This window comes from Paenimyroides ceti (genome assembly GCF_030409925.1).
The window spans coordinates 1,908,269-1,925,266 of record NZ_JAUFQU010000001.1; the positions used below are offsets into that span (position 1 = coordinate 1,908,269).

At 34.6% G+C, this 16,998-nt stretch carries 14 protein-coding genes; all 14 read right to left on the minus strand.

What is annotated here, in order from left to right; genetic code table 11:
• Nucleotides 1-9 precede the first annotated feature (9 nt).
• Nucleotides 10-1,251, minus strand: a complete 1,242-nt coding sequence (locus QW060_RS09480) for an HD domain-containing protein (RefSeq protein WP_290363335.1) — start codon at nt 1,249-1,251, stop codon at nt 10-12.
• 97 nt (nt 1,252-1,348) lie between these two features.
• A complete protein-coding gene (hutH, locus tag QW060_RS09485; protein WP_290363336.1) occupies nt 1,349-2,842 on the minus strand; it encodes a histidine ammonia-lyase in 1,494 nt (497 codons plus the stop codon).
• A 111-nt stretch (nt 2,843-2,953) separates the two neighbouring features.
• The gene (gene yaaA, locus QW060_RS09490; RefSeq protein WP_290363337.1) at nt 2,954-3,718 is read right to left on the minus strand and encodes a peroxide stress protein YaaA; all 765 of its coding nucleotides are present in this window, start codon (nt 3,716-3,718) and stop codon (nt 2,954-2,956) included.
• A 3-nt stretch (nt 3,719-3,721) separates the two neighbouring features.
• Entirely contained in the window at nt 3,722-4,729 is a 1,008-nt protein-coding gene (locus tag QW060_RS09495) for a metal-dependent hydrolase (protein ID WP_290363338.1), read from the minus strand.
• A 169-nt stretch (nt 4,730-4,898) separates the two neighbouring features.
• A complete protein-coding gene (locus QW060_RS09500) occupies nt 4,899-7,088 on the minus strand; it encodes a glutamine synthetase III family protein (RefSeq protein ID WP_290363339.1) in 2,190 nt (729 codons plus the stop codon).
• A gap of 212 nt (nt 7,089-7,300) precedes the next feature.
• Nucleotides 7,301-7,825: a hypothetical protein gene (locus QW060_RS09505; RefSeq protein ID WP_290363340.1), complete on the minus strand. Its 525-nt coding sequence runs from the start codon at nt 7,823-7,825 to the stop codon at nt 7,301-7,303.
• Between the two features lie 104 nt (nt 7,826-7,929).
• A complete protein-coding gene (locus QW060_RS09510; RefSeq protein ID WP_290363341.1) occupies nt 7,930-9,168 on the minus strand; it encodes a tetratricopeptide repeat protein in 1,239 nt (412 codons plus the stop codon).
• 3 nt (nt 9,169-9,171) lie between these two features.
• Complete coding sequence (gyrA, locus tag QW060_RS09515) at nt 9,172-11,721, minus strand: DNA gyrase subunit A (protein ID WP_290363342.1); 2,550 nt, start codon at nt 11,719-11,721, stop codon at nt 9,172-9,174.
• A gap of 124 nt (nt 11,722-11,845) precedes the next feature.
• Nucleotides 11,846-12,247, minus strand: coding sequence for a hypothetical protein (locus tag QW060_RS09520; RefSeq protein WP_290363343.1), 402 nt, complete (start codon nt 12,245-12,247; stop codon nt 11,846-11,848).
• Nucleotides 12,248-12,490: 243 nt separating this feature from the next.
• Nucleotides 12,491-12,961, minus strand: coding sequence for a hypothetical protein (locus QW060_RS09525; protein WP_290363344.1), 471 nt, complete (start codon nt 12,959-12,961; stop codon nt 12,491-12,493).
• A 285-nt stretch (nt 12,962-13,246) separates the two neighbouring features.
• Nucleotides 13,247-13,966, minus strand: a complete 720-nt coding sequence (locus QW060_RS09530) for a DUF72 domain-containing protein (protein WP_290363345.1) — start codon at nt 13,964-13,966, stop codon at nt 13,247-13,249.
• A gap of 2 nt (nt 13,967-13,968) precedes the next feature.
• Nucleotides 13,969-14,700 carry a DNA-formamidopyrimidine glycosylase family protein gene (locus QW060_RS09535; protein ID WP_290363346.1) on the minus strand — a complete coding sequence of 244 codons (732 nt, stop codon included), beginning with the start codon at nt 14,698-14,700 and terminating at the stop codon, nt 13,969-13,971.
• A gap of 110 nt (nt 14,701-14,810) precedes the next feature.
• Complete coding sequence (locus QW060_RS09540; protein ID WP_290363347.1) at nt 14,811-15,035, minus strand: hypothetical protein; 225 nt, start codon at nt 15,033-15,035, stop codon at nt 14,811-14,813.
• A gap of 64 nt (nt 15,036-15,099) precedes the next feature.
• Nucleotides 15,100-16,947 (minus strand): DNA ligase D, encoded by a 1,848-nt coding sequence (gene ligD, locus QW060_RS09545; RefSeq protein WP_290363348.1) that lies wholly within the window; start codon nt 16,945-16,947, stop codon nt 15,100-15,102.
• Nucleotides 16,948-16,998 lie beyond the last annotated feature (51 nt).

Here is a 16,998-nt window from a genome sequence, read left to right on the forward strand (position 1 = left end):
TATAAATTTTTATGACGTCTTTTGCTTTATCCGCTTAGGATAACATACAAAATATTTCATAACCGGTTCAGAAAGTGCTCTTAGATTATACTGATCAGATGCATCCAATACATCCATAATCTTTTTATTTTTAGTTTGTATACGAATAGGTTCAGCTTTAAGATCATAAGCCTGATTCTTTAAATTACCACCAAAAACCAAATAAGATAAAGCATCTTCATCTATATTGAGCTCTGTACCGAATTGTTTTTTATAGTGTTTTATTTTATGTTGTTGTTCGTCTTTTTCAACTGTTTTTATATGAAATAATTTTCGGTTGATGATACTGTCACTCAATGTAGATAAAATATAATCATCGTGGAATTGCCACATCTTTATAGCTCCTATGATATCTGAATCGTCTAATAATGAAAAATTGAACAAAGCATTTTCATTAAAATCGTCTAATGTAACACTGTTGTTCAAAAAGAAGGATAAAGGCTGGCTACATGGCAATTGTATCCCCTTTTGTGACAGCTCCTTCGCTCTCTTCAATATCTTTGATAATATCAGTTCAGCTACCACACTCGTTTTATGTAAATAACATTGCCAGTACATCAGTCTGCGGGCTACTAAAAATTTCTCAACAGAATATATTCCTTTTTCTTCTACTACCAGAATATCATCCTGAACATTGATCATTTGAATCAAACGTTCTGAATTGATGTTTCCTTCTGCCACACCACTGTAAAAACTATCGCGTTTAAGATAGTCCATACGGTCCATATCCATTTGACTGGATATTAACTGTAATAAAAACTTTCGGTGATAATTTCCTTTAAAAATTTCAATTGCCAGAGACAGCTTTCCATCAAACTCTGCATTGAGAGCATTCATAAACAACAAAGATAATTCTTCGTGATGAACGTTTTCTACAATACTTTGTTCCATAGCATGCGAAAAAGGTCCATGTCCGATATCATGTAATAAAATGGCGATATACAAAGCATTTTCTTCTTCTGCAGAAATTTCTACATTTTTACTTTTAAGAACCTGAACTGCTTTCTGCATCATATGCATACAGCCCAGAGCATGATGAAATCGGGTATGGTGTGCTCCGGGATAAACTAAATAAGATAATCCCATTTGATTTATTCTCCTTAACCTTTGAAAATAAGGATGCTCAATCAAATCATATAACAATGAATTGGGGATGGAAATAAATCCGTAAATCGGATCATTCAGGATCTTTAGTTTATTGTAAGTAATCAAATTTATTTTTGAAAAAAATTAGCCAACAAATATAGGAATAATAAAAAAAAACTGTGCATTTTTTTCTTCAAATACACAGTTTTAATTTCATAATATCTTAATCTAACTGAAACGAATGAAAAAATCGCAATGTTTTTTCAATGTCATAATGTAAAATTCTATCTTCTGTTACCACTGGTACTTCTTCCCGATATGTTTTCACAAAACTTTCAATAAACGGGCTTGACTTTAATGGTCTTCTGAATTCCAAAGCCTGTGTAGCATTGAGAAGTTCAATGGCAAGAATACGTTCAAGATTATCTGCTACACGCAATACTTTCGTTGCCGCATTGGCTCCCATACTTACATGATCTTCCTGTCCGTTACTGGACACAATACTATCCGTACTTGCAGGAACCGTTAATTGCTTGTTTTGACTTACAATACTTGCAGCGGTATACTGAGGAATCATAAAACCGGAATTCAATCCCGGATTGCTCACTAAAAAAGGTGGTAAACCTCGTAATCCGGATATGAGCTGATACGTTCTTCTTTCAGATATATTACCAATCTCTGCCAAAGCCATTGCCAGAAAATCCAACGCTAATGCCAAAGGCTGACCATGAAAATTGCCTCCGGAGATGATCAGATCATCATCATAAAATACGTTCGGATTATCTGTCACCGAGTTAATTTCCGTTTTAAAAACTTTGTTTACATAATCGATCGCATCTTTAGAGGCTCCATGAACCTGAGGAATACAACGGAAAGAATACGGATCCTGAACGTGCTGTTTAGGTTGTTTGATAAGTTCGCTGCCTTCCAGTAAATCTCTATAGAATTCTGCTGTAACAACCTGCCCTTTATGAGGTCTTACCAAATGAATCAATTCATTGAATGGTTCAATTCTTCCATCAAAACCTTCTAAAGAAATGGCACCGATAACATCTGCAAGATAGACAAGCTTACGACTTTTTAACAATACATAGCATCCGTATGCGCTCATGAACTGTGTACCGTTTAACAAAGCTAATCCTTCTTTTGACTGAAGCTCAATTGGTTTCCAGCCATTTGCTTCCAAAACTTTTCCGGCAGGCTGGCGAAATCCCTGATAATATACTTCTCCTTCTCCGATTAAAGGTAAAGACAAATGAGCCAGAGGAGCCAAATCTCCTGAAGCCCCCAGCGAACCTTGTTCATATACTATAGGAAGTATATCATTATTATAAAAGTCAATAAGACGCTCGACCGTTTTTAGCTGAACTCCTGAATTTCCATAACTCAAAGATTGGATTTTCAACAAAAGCATAATTTTCACAATTTCCTGAGGAATTTCCGGTCCTGTTCCACAGGCATGAGATTTCATCAGGTTTTCCTGTAGCTTTGATAAGTTTTCATCCGATATTTTTACGTTATACAGTGAGCCAAAACCTGTGTTAATACCATATATCGGATCTTTATGCTCTTTCATTTTTTCATCTAAATAGTTTCTGCATTTTTCAATTTTTGCAGTTGCTTCTTCAGACAAAGCGAGTTTTTTATCTTCAATTAATAATGTGTTTATTTCTTCTATAGAAAAAATATCAGAACTTATATAATGAACGTTATCCATGATTTTTAATTTTTTTGTCAAAATTCCGCAAAGATTACCTCAAAAGCAAATAAAAATAGCTGCTGTAAAATAATTTTACGAAATAGTCAGTAAATTAATACTATTATCTTCTTATCGGGTAAATACCCATTTGTTTTCAGTGCTTAGTGCACTGTCAAATCGATAACCTTCTATATTAAATGATTTGATATCTTCTGCTTTGTCAATTGAATGATCAATGATATACCGAACCATTAAACCTCTTGCCTTTTTTGCAAAAAAACTGATGATCTTTAGCTTACCGTCTTTATATTCCATAAATTCAGGTGTAATCACGTTATGTTTTAAAAGCTTTGTATCTACGGCAGAAAAATATTCTTTACTGGCGAGGTTTATGAGCTCCTCACCTCTTTTCATTTGTGTATTTAATTCTTTTACAAGAGCTGGTTTCCAGAAATCATACAGGTTTTTTGATGTACCAACCGGTAATTTTGTCCCCATTTCTAACCGATAAGGCTCTATAAGGTCAAGAGGTTTTAGTAAGCCGTACAATCCCGATAAAATACGAACATTTTCCTGTAAAAAGTCTATTTTATTTAGCGGTAATGTATACGCATCTAAACCCGTATACACATCACCGTTAAAGGCATAAACAGCTTGTCTTACTGTAGCTCCGGTTTGCGTAAAGCGATACTTTCTTTCTTGATTACGCTGCCAGTTCAGCTCGCCTAACTTATCTGAAATAGCCATGAGATCGCTGAGTTCTTTAGGCGTTTTCTCTTTTAATGCAGTATGTATCGTTTTAGACTCCTTGATGAACTTGATTTTCGTAAATTCCTGAGTGGGTAATGTACTTTCAAAATCCAATGATTTTGCAGGTGAAATAAGTATTTTCATTGATTAATTTCCTTTTATTCTACTGATTATTTTTTTTATCAACTGTACGCCGTCTCTACGCTTTTTCGCTACTTCATGTATTTCAACGCCCGTTTGTTTCTTTATTATTTTATAAGAGAACGCAAACTGTATGTCATCCGGATCATCTTTTAATAAACCGAAACGCAAATCATTGAAATACAATACGCCTGCACTATCCTGTGTTATAGTATATTGATTTTCTGAAATACGAATTAATCGCTGTACAGAAGCATCTTTTTCTATATCTTTTATCAATACTTTGTTTTTAGGATATTTTTTGAATTGTATAGGCTGAGTATCCAAAAAGGAATAATCCGATAAATAGAAAAAATCATCGTCCTCTGCAATAATATTCCATAAAACAGCAGTAAAAGCTGCGGGTTTTGCCTGTATTTTTATATAAGCTGTCTTTTCATTTTTCAATTGATCGGCAGCTTTACTGGAAACAACAGCCTGCAACACTAATGTCACTAAAAGATAAGATGTGCTCAAGATTAAACCTGCTGTATTTCTACGATATCTCTTCCTGGAATATTTCGGTAAACGCGCAGACAAATATAAAAAAAACAAAAGGGGTAATGTATATAAAGGATCTATTACAAAAATAGATTTTAAAGCTATTTTTTCTTCCAACGGCCAAAAGATTTGGGTTCCCCACGTTGTAAATATATCTAATAAAGAATGGGTAAACAATATGAGAAATACTGCACTAAAAGCCATTCGGTAAGAAATATGCACTCTTTTCTCAGCAAACTGTATCCCTTTAGCCAAAATTAAAGAGAGTAAAATAAAAAAAACAATTGAATGGGAAAATCCTCTGTGAATTTCAATAGCCTGTAGAGGATCATTAAGAAACTTACCTGCAATAATATCCAAATCGGGAATGGTTCCGATTATGGCTCCGTAAAGCAAACTCCTGTTTCCTATTTTTTTTCCTAATACGGCATTGGAAACAGCTGCACCTAATACTATTTGTGTAAAAGAATCCATTTACAAGGTTAGAAATACAGTATTCAATTAATAAAGTATAAAAATACGGATTAAAAATGGCTTACACGGTTTAAAAACAGGAGTTTCTGCATTAACTAAAGAAAATATTCCAAAAAAATTGCCTTTCCATTTACAAATGAAAAGGCAATCTTTATTTTAGAAATAAATATTATCGGGTAAATAACAATTCTCTGTATTTTGTCAAAGTCCACACTTCATTATCAACTTCCAATTCAAGCTTGTCGGCATGATGGCGAATGATATCAAAAAATGGTTTTACTTTAAAACAATATTCGTAAGCAGTATCTTCAATACTATCCATAGCATTTGCTGCTTTACGCGCATCTATCATAGCATGTACGTTTTCATTAATAGCTGCTATATGACCTGAAATCTTTTTTATAATAATGATTTGTTCTTTCGCCACAGACTCAAAATCTGCTCCAAAAATCTCTTTAAGGCCTTTTACATTTTCAATAAGCGTATTCTGATATTTAATAGCTGTAGGAATCACATGGTTACGGGCAATATCTCCCAAAACGCGTCCCTCGATCTGAATTTTTTTCACATACTCTTCAAGTTCAATTTCATAACGTGCATGTACTTCCGTATTGCTCATTACATTCAACTGCTCAAAAAGATCTAATGATTTTTGTGATATTTTTGCTTTTAAAGCCTCTGGAGTTGTCTTATGGTTAGATAATCCACGCTTAGCCGCTTCTTCTTCCCATGCATCACTATATCCGTCTCCTTCAAACAGAATAGCTTTAGTTTCTTTAATATATTCTCTTAATACGTTAAAAATGGCCTCATCTTTTTTAAGATTTTCCTTTTCGATTAAAGCATCTACCTGTGCTTTAAAATCGATCAGCTGCTTTGCAACAATCGAATTTAAGGTTGTCATTGAAGTAGCACAGTTGGCAGTTGATCCAACGGCTCTGAATTCAAATTTATTTCCTGTAAAGGCAAAAGGCGATGTTCTGTTGCGATCTGTATTATCTAATAATACATCCGGAATTTTACCAACCACATTTAATTTTAAGTCCGTTTTCTCTTCCGGAGATAATTTTCCGCTTGATACCCCTTCCAGTTCTTCGAGTACTCTGGTCAGTTGCTGTCCTATGAATACAGAAATAATCGCAGGCGGAGCTTCGTTTGCTCCAAGACGGTGATCATTTGATGCTGATGCTATAGAGGCTCTCAAAAGCTCTTCATATTCAGAAACTGCTTTGATCGTATTGATAAAAAAGGTAAGAAACTGTAAATTACTCATCGGAGTTTTTCCCGGAGATAAAAGATTAATACCCGTATCTGTTGCCAATGACCAGTTATTATGTTTTCCTGAACCGTTTACACCTTTAAATGGTTTTTCATGAAACAATACTTTGAAATAATGGCGTTCTGCTACTTTTTGCATTACATCCATCAATAATGAATTATGATCTACAGCCAAATTAGTTTCTTCAAAGATCGGTGCCAGCTCAAATTGATTAGGAGCTACTTCATTATGACGGGTTTTTACCGGAATTCCTAACAACATACATTCATTTTCCAGATCACGCATATAGTTTAATACGCGAGATGGAATAGATCCGAAGTAATGATCTTCCAATTGCTGTCCTTTAGCAGAAACATGCCCTAATAACGTTCTTCCTGTTTGCAAAATATCAGGTCGGGAAGCTGCCAGTGAACTGTCGATTAAAAAATATTCCTGCTCCCATCCTAAAGTTGGAGTTACTTTTTTAACGTTTTTATCAAAATATTTAGCCACATCAGTTGCCGCATTGTCAATAGCTGTAAGAGCTCTTAACAGAGGTGCTTTATTATCAAGAGCTTCTCCTGTATAAGATACAAAGACTGTAGGAATACAAAGGGTCGTTCCAAAAATAAATGCCGGCGATGTAGGATCCCATGCGGTATAACCTCTTGCTTCAAAAGTATTTCTAATTCCTCCGTTTGGAAATGAAGAAGCATCCGGCTCCTGCTGTACCAACTGACTTCCTCCGAATTTTTCTACTGGGTCAGAACCATCAAAAGAGGTTTCAAAAAACGCATCATGTTTTTCTGCAGTAGTACCCGTTAATGGCTGAAACCAATGGGTATAATGTGTTACACCTTTAGAAATAGCCCATTCTTTCATCCCTAAAGCAATAAAATCTGCCAGTTTGCGATCAATCTTTGTTCCATGATCTATTGCGGACCTTACGGCTTTATATGCTTCAGAGGTCAAATGCTGACGCATTGATTTATCATTAAAAACATTACTTCCGAAAATTTCTGATTTACGGGGTAACTCTTCTACCATTACTGTTGTTCGATTACTTGCTGCTTTCAGCGCTTCGAAACGGATTGATGCCATATACTACTTTTTTAGGTGTTGTTTTGATAAATAACTCTACAAAATTAATTATTTTTTAAAACAAATAACAAATCACCCCTATTTTTTTAGGGGTCAAATCAAAAAAAAGCAATCAAAATAAAATACCCCCCCCCTTACTTACACCATAACACAACTTATAACAAACAAAAAAGAGCACTAAATAGTGCTCTTTTTTAAAATCTTATTATCTGTTACTTCAACTTTTTAATGGTTGCGTTTTGCAATCCTAAAGCGTTGATCGTAGCATTATAATCTGAGTAATCTACAGTAGAAACTCCTTTACCTTGTAATAATTTACCAGGAACAACTACAGCTCTGAACGTTTGATTTACGGCATAATTCTGATATTCCTCATTTGTTAATTGAGATAAATTGAAATTCCCCTGTAAAAACACTCTGAAATCATTACGAGTATAATCATAATTGTAAGAGATCTGATCTGTACCTGTCAGGTAAACCGTTTGCGGAACCAGTCTCCATACATCTGCTCCGTTTGATTGTTCCCATAAAATGTACATTAAAACAGTATCACCTTCATAACTTGGTTTACTGAAATTAAAGGTGCTTGCATAATTATTTCCTGGAGTGAATGTTGTTGTTACTTCAAAAACCTCAGCTAAAAAAATATCCTGTTGTACAATTTCATCATTGAACTCACAGCTTTGTAACGAAGCTAATCCAACCATTGCCGAAAAAAGTAAAGCTATCTTTTTCATAATCTATATTTTTAAAATTTATTATAACTGTTGAAATGCATTAAGCATTTATTGTGCCAAAAAAATTTTTTTTTATTTTTTTTGCTTGTAAACTACTAAAATGCTCAATAATTCATCAGAAAATTATTCAATTCTTTTATGTTTGACTGAATCATTTCATTCTTAGGATCAACACTTTCTGCTTTTTTCAGATACGATAATGCAGCATCATAAATTTCTTTTTTCTTTTGCTTTAATTCGTCAAATTTTTTCTGATTGGATCTGGTATTTGTTAAACTGTTCATTTGTCCTGTAATTTCTGCATCAGACTTTAATACAATATTCGCCAGATTGATATACGCATTAATGTTCTTAGGATTTACAGCTATCGTGCGTTCGAAGTATTCTTTTGCAGATGCATCTTCATTTTTATTAAGATGCACTACTCCCATATTATATAATAACACATCATTTTCCGGATTTTTTTGCAAAGCTTTTAAAGCAACTTCTTCAAACTTATCCCGTCGGTTTGTTTCCAGATATAAATTCATCATACTGATTAATACATCTGTATCATCCGGATTTTCTTTATAAGCCTGAATTATATAGGCTTCAGCTTCTGAATAATTTTCCTTTCCCATGAGTATAAAAGCCAGGTTTTTCAGGATCATTCCTTTTTTAGATTCTTCGAATACTTCTCCGGGATTGACATAGGTATTATGTCTCAGCAAAACATCTCTCATCTTTTTATCACCGCCAAAAGATTGAATTTTTCCTGTGGCTTTGTTAACAGCTGTATATATTTTTGTTTTTCCTGTATAATTCAACCGTAAGAGTTCTTTGTATTTACTTTCTGCAAAATCATAATCTTTTGCATTTACAGCTGCATTCGCCGAATAAAAAAGATAAGATGTATCCTTTTTGCTAAGCGTGTAGGCCTGTTCAAATTTTTTAGAAGCTGTCTGAAAATTTCCGGAATTATTATCATTGATGGCATTATTAACAATATCCGATAAAAGCTGATTCATCAATGGATCAGCCTGAACAGAATATTTTTTGCTTTTAGTAGCATTCTCAATTTCCTGTACCTTGTTAAAGTAATCAATAGCATCAGTAATATTTTTTTCCGTATCAGTTCCGCTGTCCGCCTGAGCCAATTCATTTTTTGCTTTCAGAAAGTAGTACTGTGCCTGTTGATCTTCGGTCGCAGAGGCCAATACTGCTTCTGCTTTTTTTAACGCTGCTGTGGTTTCCTGCAAATTATTTCTCTTAAGTTGACGTTCAGCTTCTCTAAGCTCGTCTTTCTGTGAAAAAACTGGGAATGATAAAAATATCATTCCCAGCGTTAAAAATCGTATATTCATTTTTTATTCTATTATATCTGTCGATTCATCCGTAGAAGCGTCTTCTGGAGAAACTTCGGGAATTTGCGGACTGATGATATTTCCTTCTGCATCCAAAAGTATTTCTTCATCATCTTCTTCTCTCATTACTTTAGCAACTGCAGCGATGGAATCATTACCTTTAATGTTAATCAGACGAACACCTTGTGTAGCACGTCCCATAACTCGTAAATCTGAAATGCGCATACGTATGGTCAACCCGGATTTATTGATGATCATCAAATCATCATTATCCGTTACGGCATTAATCGAGACAAGCTCACCCGTTTTATCGGTGATGTTCATTGTTTTAACTCCTTTTCCACCGCGATTGGTTTCACGATATTCATCTAAAGAAGAACGTTTACCATATCCGTTTTCAGAAACTACCAATATTTCGCTGCTCAGATCGCTTACAGAAACCATCCCGATTACTTCGTCTTTTTCGTTGGCAAGGGTAATACCTCTTACACCAGAAGCAGTTCTTCCCATCGGGCGTGTTTTCGCTTCATCAAAACGAACTAATTTACCGGATCTGCCCGCGATTAATACCTTAGAGTTTCCGTCAGTAAGTTTTACCTCTAAAAGCTCATCATCTTCTTTGATTGTAATGGCGTTGATTCCGTTCTGACGTGGTCTTGAATACTGCTCTAATGGCGTTTTCTTCACCTGTCCTTGTTTGGTACACATAATAACAAAGTGATTATTGATGTACTCTTCGTCTTTTAAATCCTGCGTACAGATAAATGCTTTTACTTTATCATCATTTTCTATGTTGATAAGATTCTGTATAGCACGACCTTTGCTCGTTTTACTTCCTTCCGGAATTTCATAAACACGCATCCAGTAACATTTCCCTTTCTGAGTAAAGAATAACATATACTGGTGATTCGTAGCAACATACATATGTTCGAGGAAATCCTGATCACGGGTTCCTGCAGATTTTTGTCCTACCCCGCCTCTGTTTTGCGTTTTATATTCTGATAGCGGAGTTCGTTTGATATATCCTGCATGTGAAATAGTAATTACTACCTGTTCATCAGCGATAAGATCTTCAATATTCATCTCTCCACCTGCATACTCTATCTGCGAACGACGTTCATCACCATATTTATTTTTAATCTCTGTTAATTCTTCTTTGATCAGATTCATTCGCAATTCTTTGCTTGCCAATAATTCTTTCAAATGATTAATCAGCTTCATGATTTCATCGTATTCAGCTCTCAGTTTTTCTTGTTCAAGACCTGTTAGCTGACGTAATCTCATTTCAACAATAGCTCTTGCCTGTATCTCTGATAAAGCAAAACGCTCAATCAAACGTTCTCTTGCCTCATCAGCATTTTTAGATCCGCGAATGATAGAAATTACTTCATCAATATTATCAGAAGCAATAATAAGTCCTTCTAAAATATGAGCTCTTTCTTCTGCTTTTCGTAATTCGTATTCAGCACGTCTGGTAACCACTTCATGACGGTGTTCTACAAAGTAATGAATCAGGTCTTTTAGATTCAATAATTGAGGGCGACCATCTACTAAAGCAATATTGTTGATGCTGAAAGAAGATTGCAACTGTGTATATTTAAACAACATATTCAATACGATGTTTGGCACCGCATCACGTTTTAAAACATAGACAATTCGCATCCCTTTACGGTCAGATTCATCTCTGATAGTAGAAATACCTTCTATTTTATGCTCGTTTACCAGATCAGCAGTTTTTTTGATCATGTCTGCTTTATTTACCTGATAAGGAATTTCTGAAACTACAATACACTCACGTCCGTCAACTTCTTCAAAATTGGTTTTTGCACGCATTACAACACGTCCTCTACCCGTTTTAAAAGCCTCGCGAACTCCTTCATAACCATAAATAATACCACCAGTAGGGAAGTCAGGAGCTTTAATATGCTGAATCAGTTCATCGATTTCAATATCATTGTTATCGATATAAGCCAGAGTACCGTCAATTACTTCATTTAAATTATGTGGCGCCATATTCGTCGCCATCCCTACTGCAATACCGGAAGCTCCGTTCAGCAAAAGTGTAGGTATTTTAGTAGGCATTACTTTTGGTTCTTCTAACGTATCATCAAAGTTCAGCTGAAAATCAACTGTTTCTTTGTCAATATCAGCTAAAATTTCTTCCGCAATTTTTTTCATTCTTGCTTCCGTATAACGCATTGCTGCCGGGCTGTCACCATCTACAGAACCAAAGTTCCCCTGTCCGTCAACTAAAAGATATCTTAAACTCCAGTCTTGAGCCATACGTACCATTGCATCATATACAGAAGAATCTCCGTGTGGGTGGTATTTACCCAATACTTCTCCTACAATTCTGGCTGATTTTTTATGTGGTCGATTGGCTGCAACACCCAATTCGTACATACCAAATAAAACTCTACGGTGTACTGGCTTCAATCCATCCCTAACATCAGGAAGTGCACGAGAAACAATCACAGACATCGAATAATCGATGTAGGCTGATTTCATCTCATCTTCTATGTTAATAGGAATTAATTTTTCTCCTTCAGACATATTATATTTTAATTAAATTGAATCAAATTTTTTTAAACGTGCTAATATACGCTATTTGGGACGATTTCCCTAATCCGCTATAAATTAGTTTTCAACAGTATTTTGAGGTATGTTTACGATGAGATTACATCTCTACAAAATAAACATCAGAGGTGTTTCTGTGGATATTGCGCATTTCGAATCCGCCGGGTTCGGGAATCATTTCCAACAAATCAAATCGTTTACAGCGTTGCGGCAATCCTTTAAAAATTAAAGTAAAATGGAGCGGACGGTTTTTAGGAATAATCGTCCACTCAGGCGCTATTGAAATCCCTTCCGCGAACAACATCGGATAACGAATGCCTGTAACGGAATCTATCAAAAAAGTAGATTTCCATATTCTGGCAGCATCTTCTTCATCTGTTGCCAAAACAGAAAAATGAATAATAACCTGTCGCTCTTCACTCACTCTTTCCTGCAGTTCAAACTGCAACTCTTCACACACTTCAAAGTGATATTGATGTATCTCTTTAACCAAAGTATTCATTTCTTTTTGTATATAATACGATTTCTTTAAACGTGTTTCAGCTACATGTCTTTTGAGGCAGCAATAGTAAAAAATCCATCTCTTTTACATGAAATTTGCTTATGCTAAATAATGCTTTATCTCCTATTCAATAGAAATCAACTGCAAAGATACTCATTTCAGATGAGTTATTTAATCAATAATTTTATCGTGATTACTATCAAATAAAAAACCTCTCCTAAGGAGAGGCTTTAAACCATCAGATTATTGAGCAGTATGATCAACAAAATAGTGTGGAATCCTTTCAAAAAAGACAGTGCTGTCTTTAATTGAGAAATAATAACTCATTTCTGATGTTTTGATAAATATAAAATCCCCATCGTTAAAAATATATGCTTTTTTACCTTTTCTTTTTCTTGCTCCCCAACCCCCAAATGTTCCAATAAAATCAAGATTAATTACTTCTATGTTTGTGATATCGTTTTTGGAAATATACTGTTTTTTACCTAATGGTGTTACCTGATAAGAAACCCCTGAACTGTTTATTTCAATTATAAAACGAGCTGTAAAAACGTAGAGTAATGATAAAGCTAATACCAATACAATCGATCCTAAAAATAATTGAAACCAAACATCTACTGAAAAAACGAAAAGCATCAGAACGATTAATAAGGGTACGATCAGGATATAAGAACTTCCTGGATATTTCTGTATTTCTTTGAATGCTTTTTCCATACAATTTATTTAATATTTTCGTTAAATGTTTTATTGTGGTCAAACAGAGGAAGCCTACCTAAAGCTATTTTATATTTCAGTTTGTTAAACAATTTGTGAATATAAACATATTCTATACAGTAACACCGAAATAAAAAAAACATAAATGCATAATCAGGTCATTCAATCTAAAATATAAGACATTCACCGCGAAGTAAAGTCTACCCCAGCACATTTGATTTCAAAAGAAAGTAATGCAATACCATCTTTGAAGATAATGTATTAAATACAGCAACAGAAGTATTATTACTTTATCAATTTTATAAACTGTAAAGCATTAATAATACCTGCCGTAGAGGCAGTATTGTTGAAATAAACATATACTTCGTCATACCCTTTTGTAAGGATCTGATTATAAAGTTTTTCTATTTCTGTTAATGAATATTCAGAGTAAAATAATTTTGGTACGCCATGTTGCCGAAAGTATCCACAGTTGTTATTTTTAATAGTTTGTTCGAAAAGTCCCGGTAAACTTGGATTGCAAAATACTGCATTTTTACTTTGCAATTTTTCTATTACTAAATGATTCCACCAGCTCTTATGTCTAAATTCTACTACATTCTTAAACTGATGATTTAAAGCATTTACAACCTTGTTCAAATTATCTTCGCTGTAAACAAAACCAGGTGGAAACTGCCAAAGCACACATCCCAGTTTATCAGATAATCCTTCAGAAATTATGGTATAAAAATCATCTATTTCTTGTTCACAAGCTACTAACTTTTTTATATGTGTTATTATTTTTGGAGCTTTAATGCTGAAAGTAAAATCGACGGGTGTTTTGTCATACCATTTTTGTAAATCGGAAACAGCAGGAAACCGGTAAAAGGAACCGTTGAATTCATAAGTATTAAAATAATTGCAATAGTACGCAAACCAATCTTTCTTGGGAAGATCATCCGGATAAAACACCGATTTCCAAGATGATGTAGCAAAACTTGAACATCCTACGTAAAATTTTGTCATACTCATTTATATAGTTTTTGGCAAGTTTTACAAAAGAAACTTCTGCGTTTTTTCTTTCCTGTATACTCCTTAATTAACGGCTGACCGCATTGCAAGCATTCTTTTTTTGTATGTACCAGCCAATGTTTTTTAAGTTCATTTTTTTTCTTCCATTTCAAAAAGTCAAAACTATATATTTTTGCCTGTTTTATAGTTTCTTTCAGCTTTTCTAATGGCATTTTTCCAACTAATGACTTTGGATGTACGTTTACCCTATACAAAACTTCATTTTTGATGATATTACCTACACCCGAAAATATATCCTGATCAAGTAATGCATCACATATGAGCTCTTCTTTATTATCTGCAAGTTTTCTGAGAGCTGCAGTAGAATTCCATTTGTCACTCATAACATCAGCAGACCAATCATACAGAGCATCTGCACTCTCATCCAATACCATTACCGAAGCTGCATAAAAATTAATGTGTCCGTTTCTGAAAAGAAGTCCAAGGCGCACTGTTGCAGATTTTGTTTCATTTATGAGGTAACTGCCAAAAAGCAAAAAATGAATGCGGACTGTAACATCATCAAAACAAAGTAGCAGATGCTTACCCCATGATTTAACATCTGTCAGCATCTTTCCTTGTATTCTGTCCATGTCAATTTTAGCATTACCGGTTGCTTCGACAACTTTATTACCGATAAAAACAGTCATTTCTTCTCTTGCAATAACAATACTTGGTCCTTCTGGCATGAGTTGAGTTGTTTAGTTTTGTGATTATTGAAAATTAAGTCCAGAGATCTAAAACAACTGAACACAATCTTCTTTATTTTTTTAAAATGCCATAAGCATCTGATAATAACTTATTTTTCAGAGTTATCCTTTCTTTTTGCGTTCTCCTTTTTTGTATTCTGATCATCGACTTTATCAGTATCTTCCGGCAGTAAATTACTTCCTTCTTTTATTGGAGAACCACCTGCACCTGAGTTGGTCTGGTTAGCTTCATTACTATCTTTTCCTTTGATATCGGTTGGACTTGTATTTTTATTTTTGTCATTTCCCGGAATTTTTTTTCTATCCTTATTCATAGCTCTAAATTTTAAATTGATATAATTTTAATACAATTTTTATTCCTTCTTTTAATCTGTTTTTTCACGAAAGTTTTTTTATAGCTTTGAGCATATCAATGCCTTTTCCTAAAGTGGGTTTAAAAATATCTCCTTTTTCTTTTATCCGATCCAATGCATTATAAATATTGAAATCGGTTGGCTTAAGCCCATTTTTAATTTCGTTCCATTCCAATGGCATTGAAACCGGAGCACCGTCTTTCGGACGCAAGCTGTAAACACTTGCCAACGTCTGCCCAGATCTGTTTTGCAGATAATCGAGATATATTTTGTTTTTATCTCTTTTTTGAAGGCTCCTTTCTAATGTTGTCAAATCTGGTAGTTTCTGGTGAACCATCTGCATAAGTAAATGTCCGAAATCTTTTACCTGTTCATAAGAATATTTAGCATTCATCGGGATATAAATATGAATACCGGAACTTCCCGATGTCTTCGGATATCCTTCTACTCCTGCCAGATCCAATACTTCTTTTACGGTCTGTGCGGTTTCTATTACGTCTTCAAATGAATTTTTCTCTGACGGATCTAGATCTAAAACCAGATAATCCGGATGGTCTGCCTTCTGGATTTTGCTGGTCCAAACATTTAACTCAATACAGCCTAAATTGTTGAGATAGGCTAAAGTTGCCTTATCATTACAGATGATGTAATTGATATATTTGTCGGAACTTTCAGAAAACACCTTTTGTGTCTCTATCCATTCAGGTGTTTCTTCGGAAGCATCTTTCTGAAAAAAACTAAGCCCTTCAATTCCGTTCGGATAGCGGTTCATAGATTGCGGTCGTGCTCTAAGATGCGGAAGAATATATTGTGAAATACTCTGATAAAACGTAATAACATCTCCCTTAGTTATATCATCATGAGGAAAATAGATTTTATTTTGATTGGTAAGTTTCAGCTCCTTATTTCCAATTTTCTTTACCACATCATCCTTTCCGCTTCTTTTCTGAGGTTCTGCTTTTTTCATAGTTTCATTTTTTAATTGTTTTTCCGTACCGAAGGCTACATCATCAGATTCGATATCATCACGAAGTCTCAGAAAAATGGGATGTCGGTAAATATGATCTTTGGTTAGTTCGGTATATTTAACTTCAGCGACCAATTCTGGTTTTACCCAGGTGGGTTTCGTATTGGTTTTGGGCGTGACTTTAAATACAGATTTTTTAGTAATCAATGGCTTTAGTTTTTCATATATTTCTGAAAGTGATGTATCGTTAAAACCTCCCCCGGTATGACCACAAAAAACCATTTCTCCTTTGAAGTATTTTCCAAGTATCAGAGCTCCGAATTTCTTTCTGGAACCTTTTGGTTCGGTAAAGCCGCAGACAATGGCTTCGTCGCTTTTATGGATTTTTATTTTAAGCCATTCAGAACTCCGTACATTTTCCTTATAAATACTGTCTGTCTTTTTGGCTATGATTCCTTCCAGTCCCATATCTTTTGCAGCCTGAAAGAATGTTATTCCATTCTCAAGTATATGATCGCTGAATTTTATAATTTCATTTTCCACTAAAGCATTTTTGAGTAATTCTTTGCGTTGCAGATAAGATAAATTTTCTGTTGAGTGACCGTTCAGCCACAGTATATCGAAAACCTGATAGCTGAGTACCAGATTTGGATTATCCCCAATTCTCTGTAGCCATTGAAAATTTGGCTTACCAGCATCATCATAAGCGACAATCTCTCCGTCGAGTACCATTTGGTGTTCCTGCAGTTTCAACGAATTGACTATTTTTTTAAATTTTTCTGAAAAATCGATGCCGTTTCTGGAGTACAGACGGATAGCATCTTTGCTTAAATCAGCAATTGCTCTGTAGCCATCCCATTTTATTTCGAATGCCCATTCTCTGTCATCAAAAGGTTTATCTGCCACTTTACACAACATGGGTTCAATAAATTCGGTATGCTTTTTAGCACCAGATAA

Bases quoted from the DNA above. Each gene is read 5' to 3' on its own strand.
- hutH (WP_290363336.1), bottom strand. From the start codon at position 2,842: ATGGATAACGTTCATTATATAAGTTCTGATATTTTTTCTATAGAAGAA.
- yaaA (WP_290363337.1), bottom strand. From the start codon at position 3,718: ATGAAAATACTTATTTCACCTGCAAAATCATTGGATTTTGAAAGTACA.
- QW060_RS09495 (WP_290363338.1), bottom strand. From the start codon at position 4,729: ATGGATTCTTTTACACAAATAGTATTAGGTGCAGCTGTTTCCAATGCC.
- QW060_RS09500 (WP_290363339.1), bottom strand. From the start codon at position 7,088: ATGGCATCAATCCGTTTCGAAGCGCTGAAAGCAGCAAGTAATCGAACA.
- QW060_RS09505 (WP_290363340.1), bottom strand. From the start codon at position 7,825: ATGAAAAAGATAGCTTTACTTTTTTCGGCAATGGTTGGATTAGCTTCG.
- QW060_RS09510 (WP_290363341.1), bottom strand. From the start codon at position 9,168: ATGAATATACGATTTTTAACGCTGGGAATGATATTTTTATCATTCCCA.
- gyrA (WP_290363342.1), bottom strand. From the start codon at position 11,721: ATGTCTGAAGGAGAAAAATTAATTCCTATTAACATAGAAGATGAGATG.
- QW060_RS09520 (WP_290363343.1), bottom strand. From the start codon at position 12,247: ATGAATACTTTGGTTAAAGAGATACATCAATATCACTTTGAAGTGTGT.
- QW060_RS09525 (WP_290363344.1), bottom strand. From the start codon at position 12,961: ATGGAAAAAGCATTCAAAGAAATACAGAAATATCCAGGAAGTTCTTAT.
- QW060_RS09530 (WP_290363345.1), bottom strand. From the start codon at position 13,966: ATGACAAAATTTTACGTAGGATGTTCAAGTTTTGCTACATCATCTTGG.
- QW060_RS09535 (WP_290363346.1), bottom strand. From the start codon at position 14,700: ATGCCAGAAGGACCAAGTATTGTTATTGCAAGAGAAGAAATGACTGTT.
- QW060_RS09540 (WP_290363347.1), bottom strand. From the start codon at position 15,035: ATGAATAAGGATAGAAAAAAAATTCCGGGAAATGACAAAAATAAAAAT.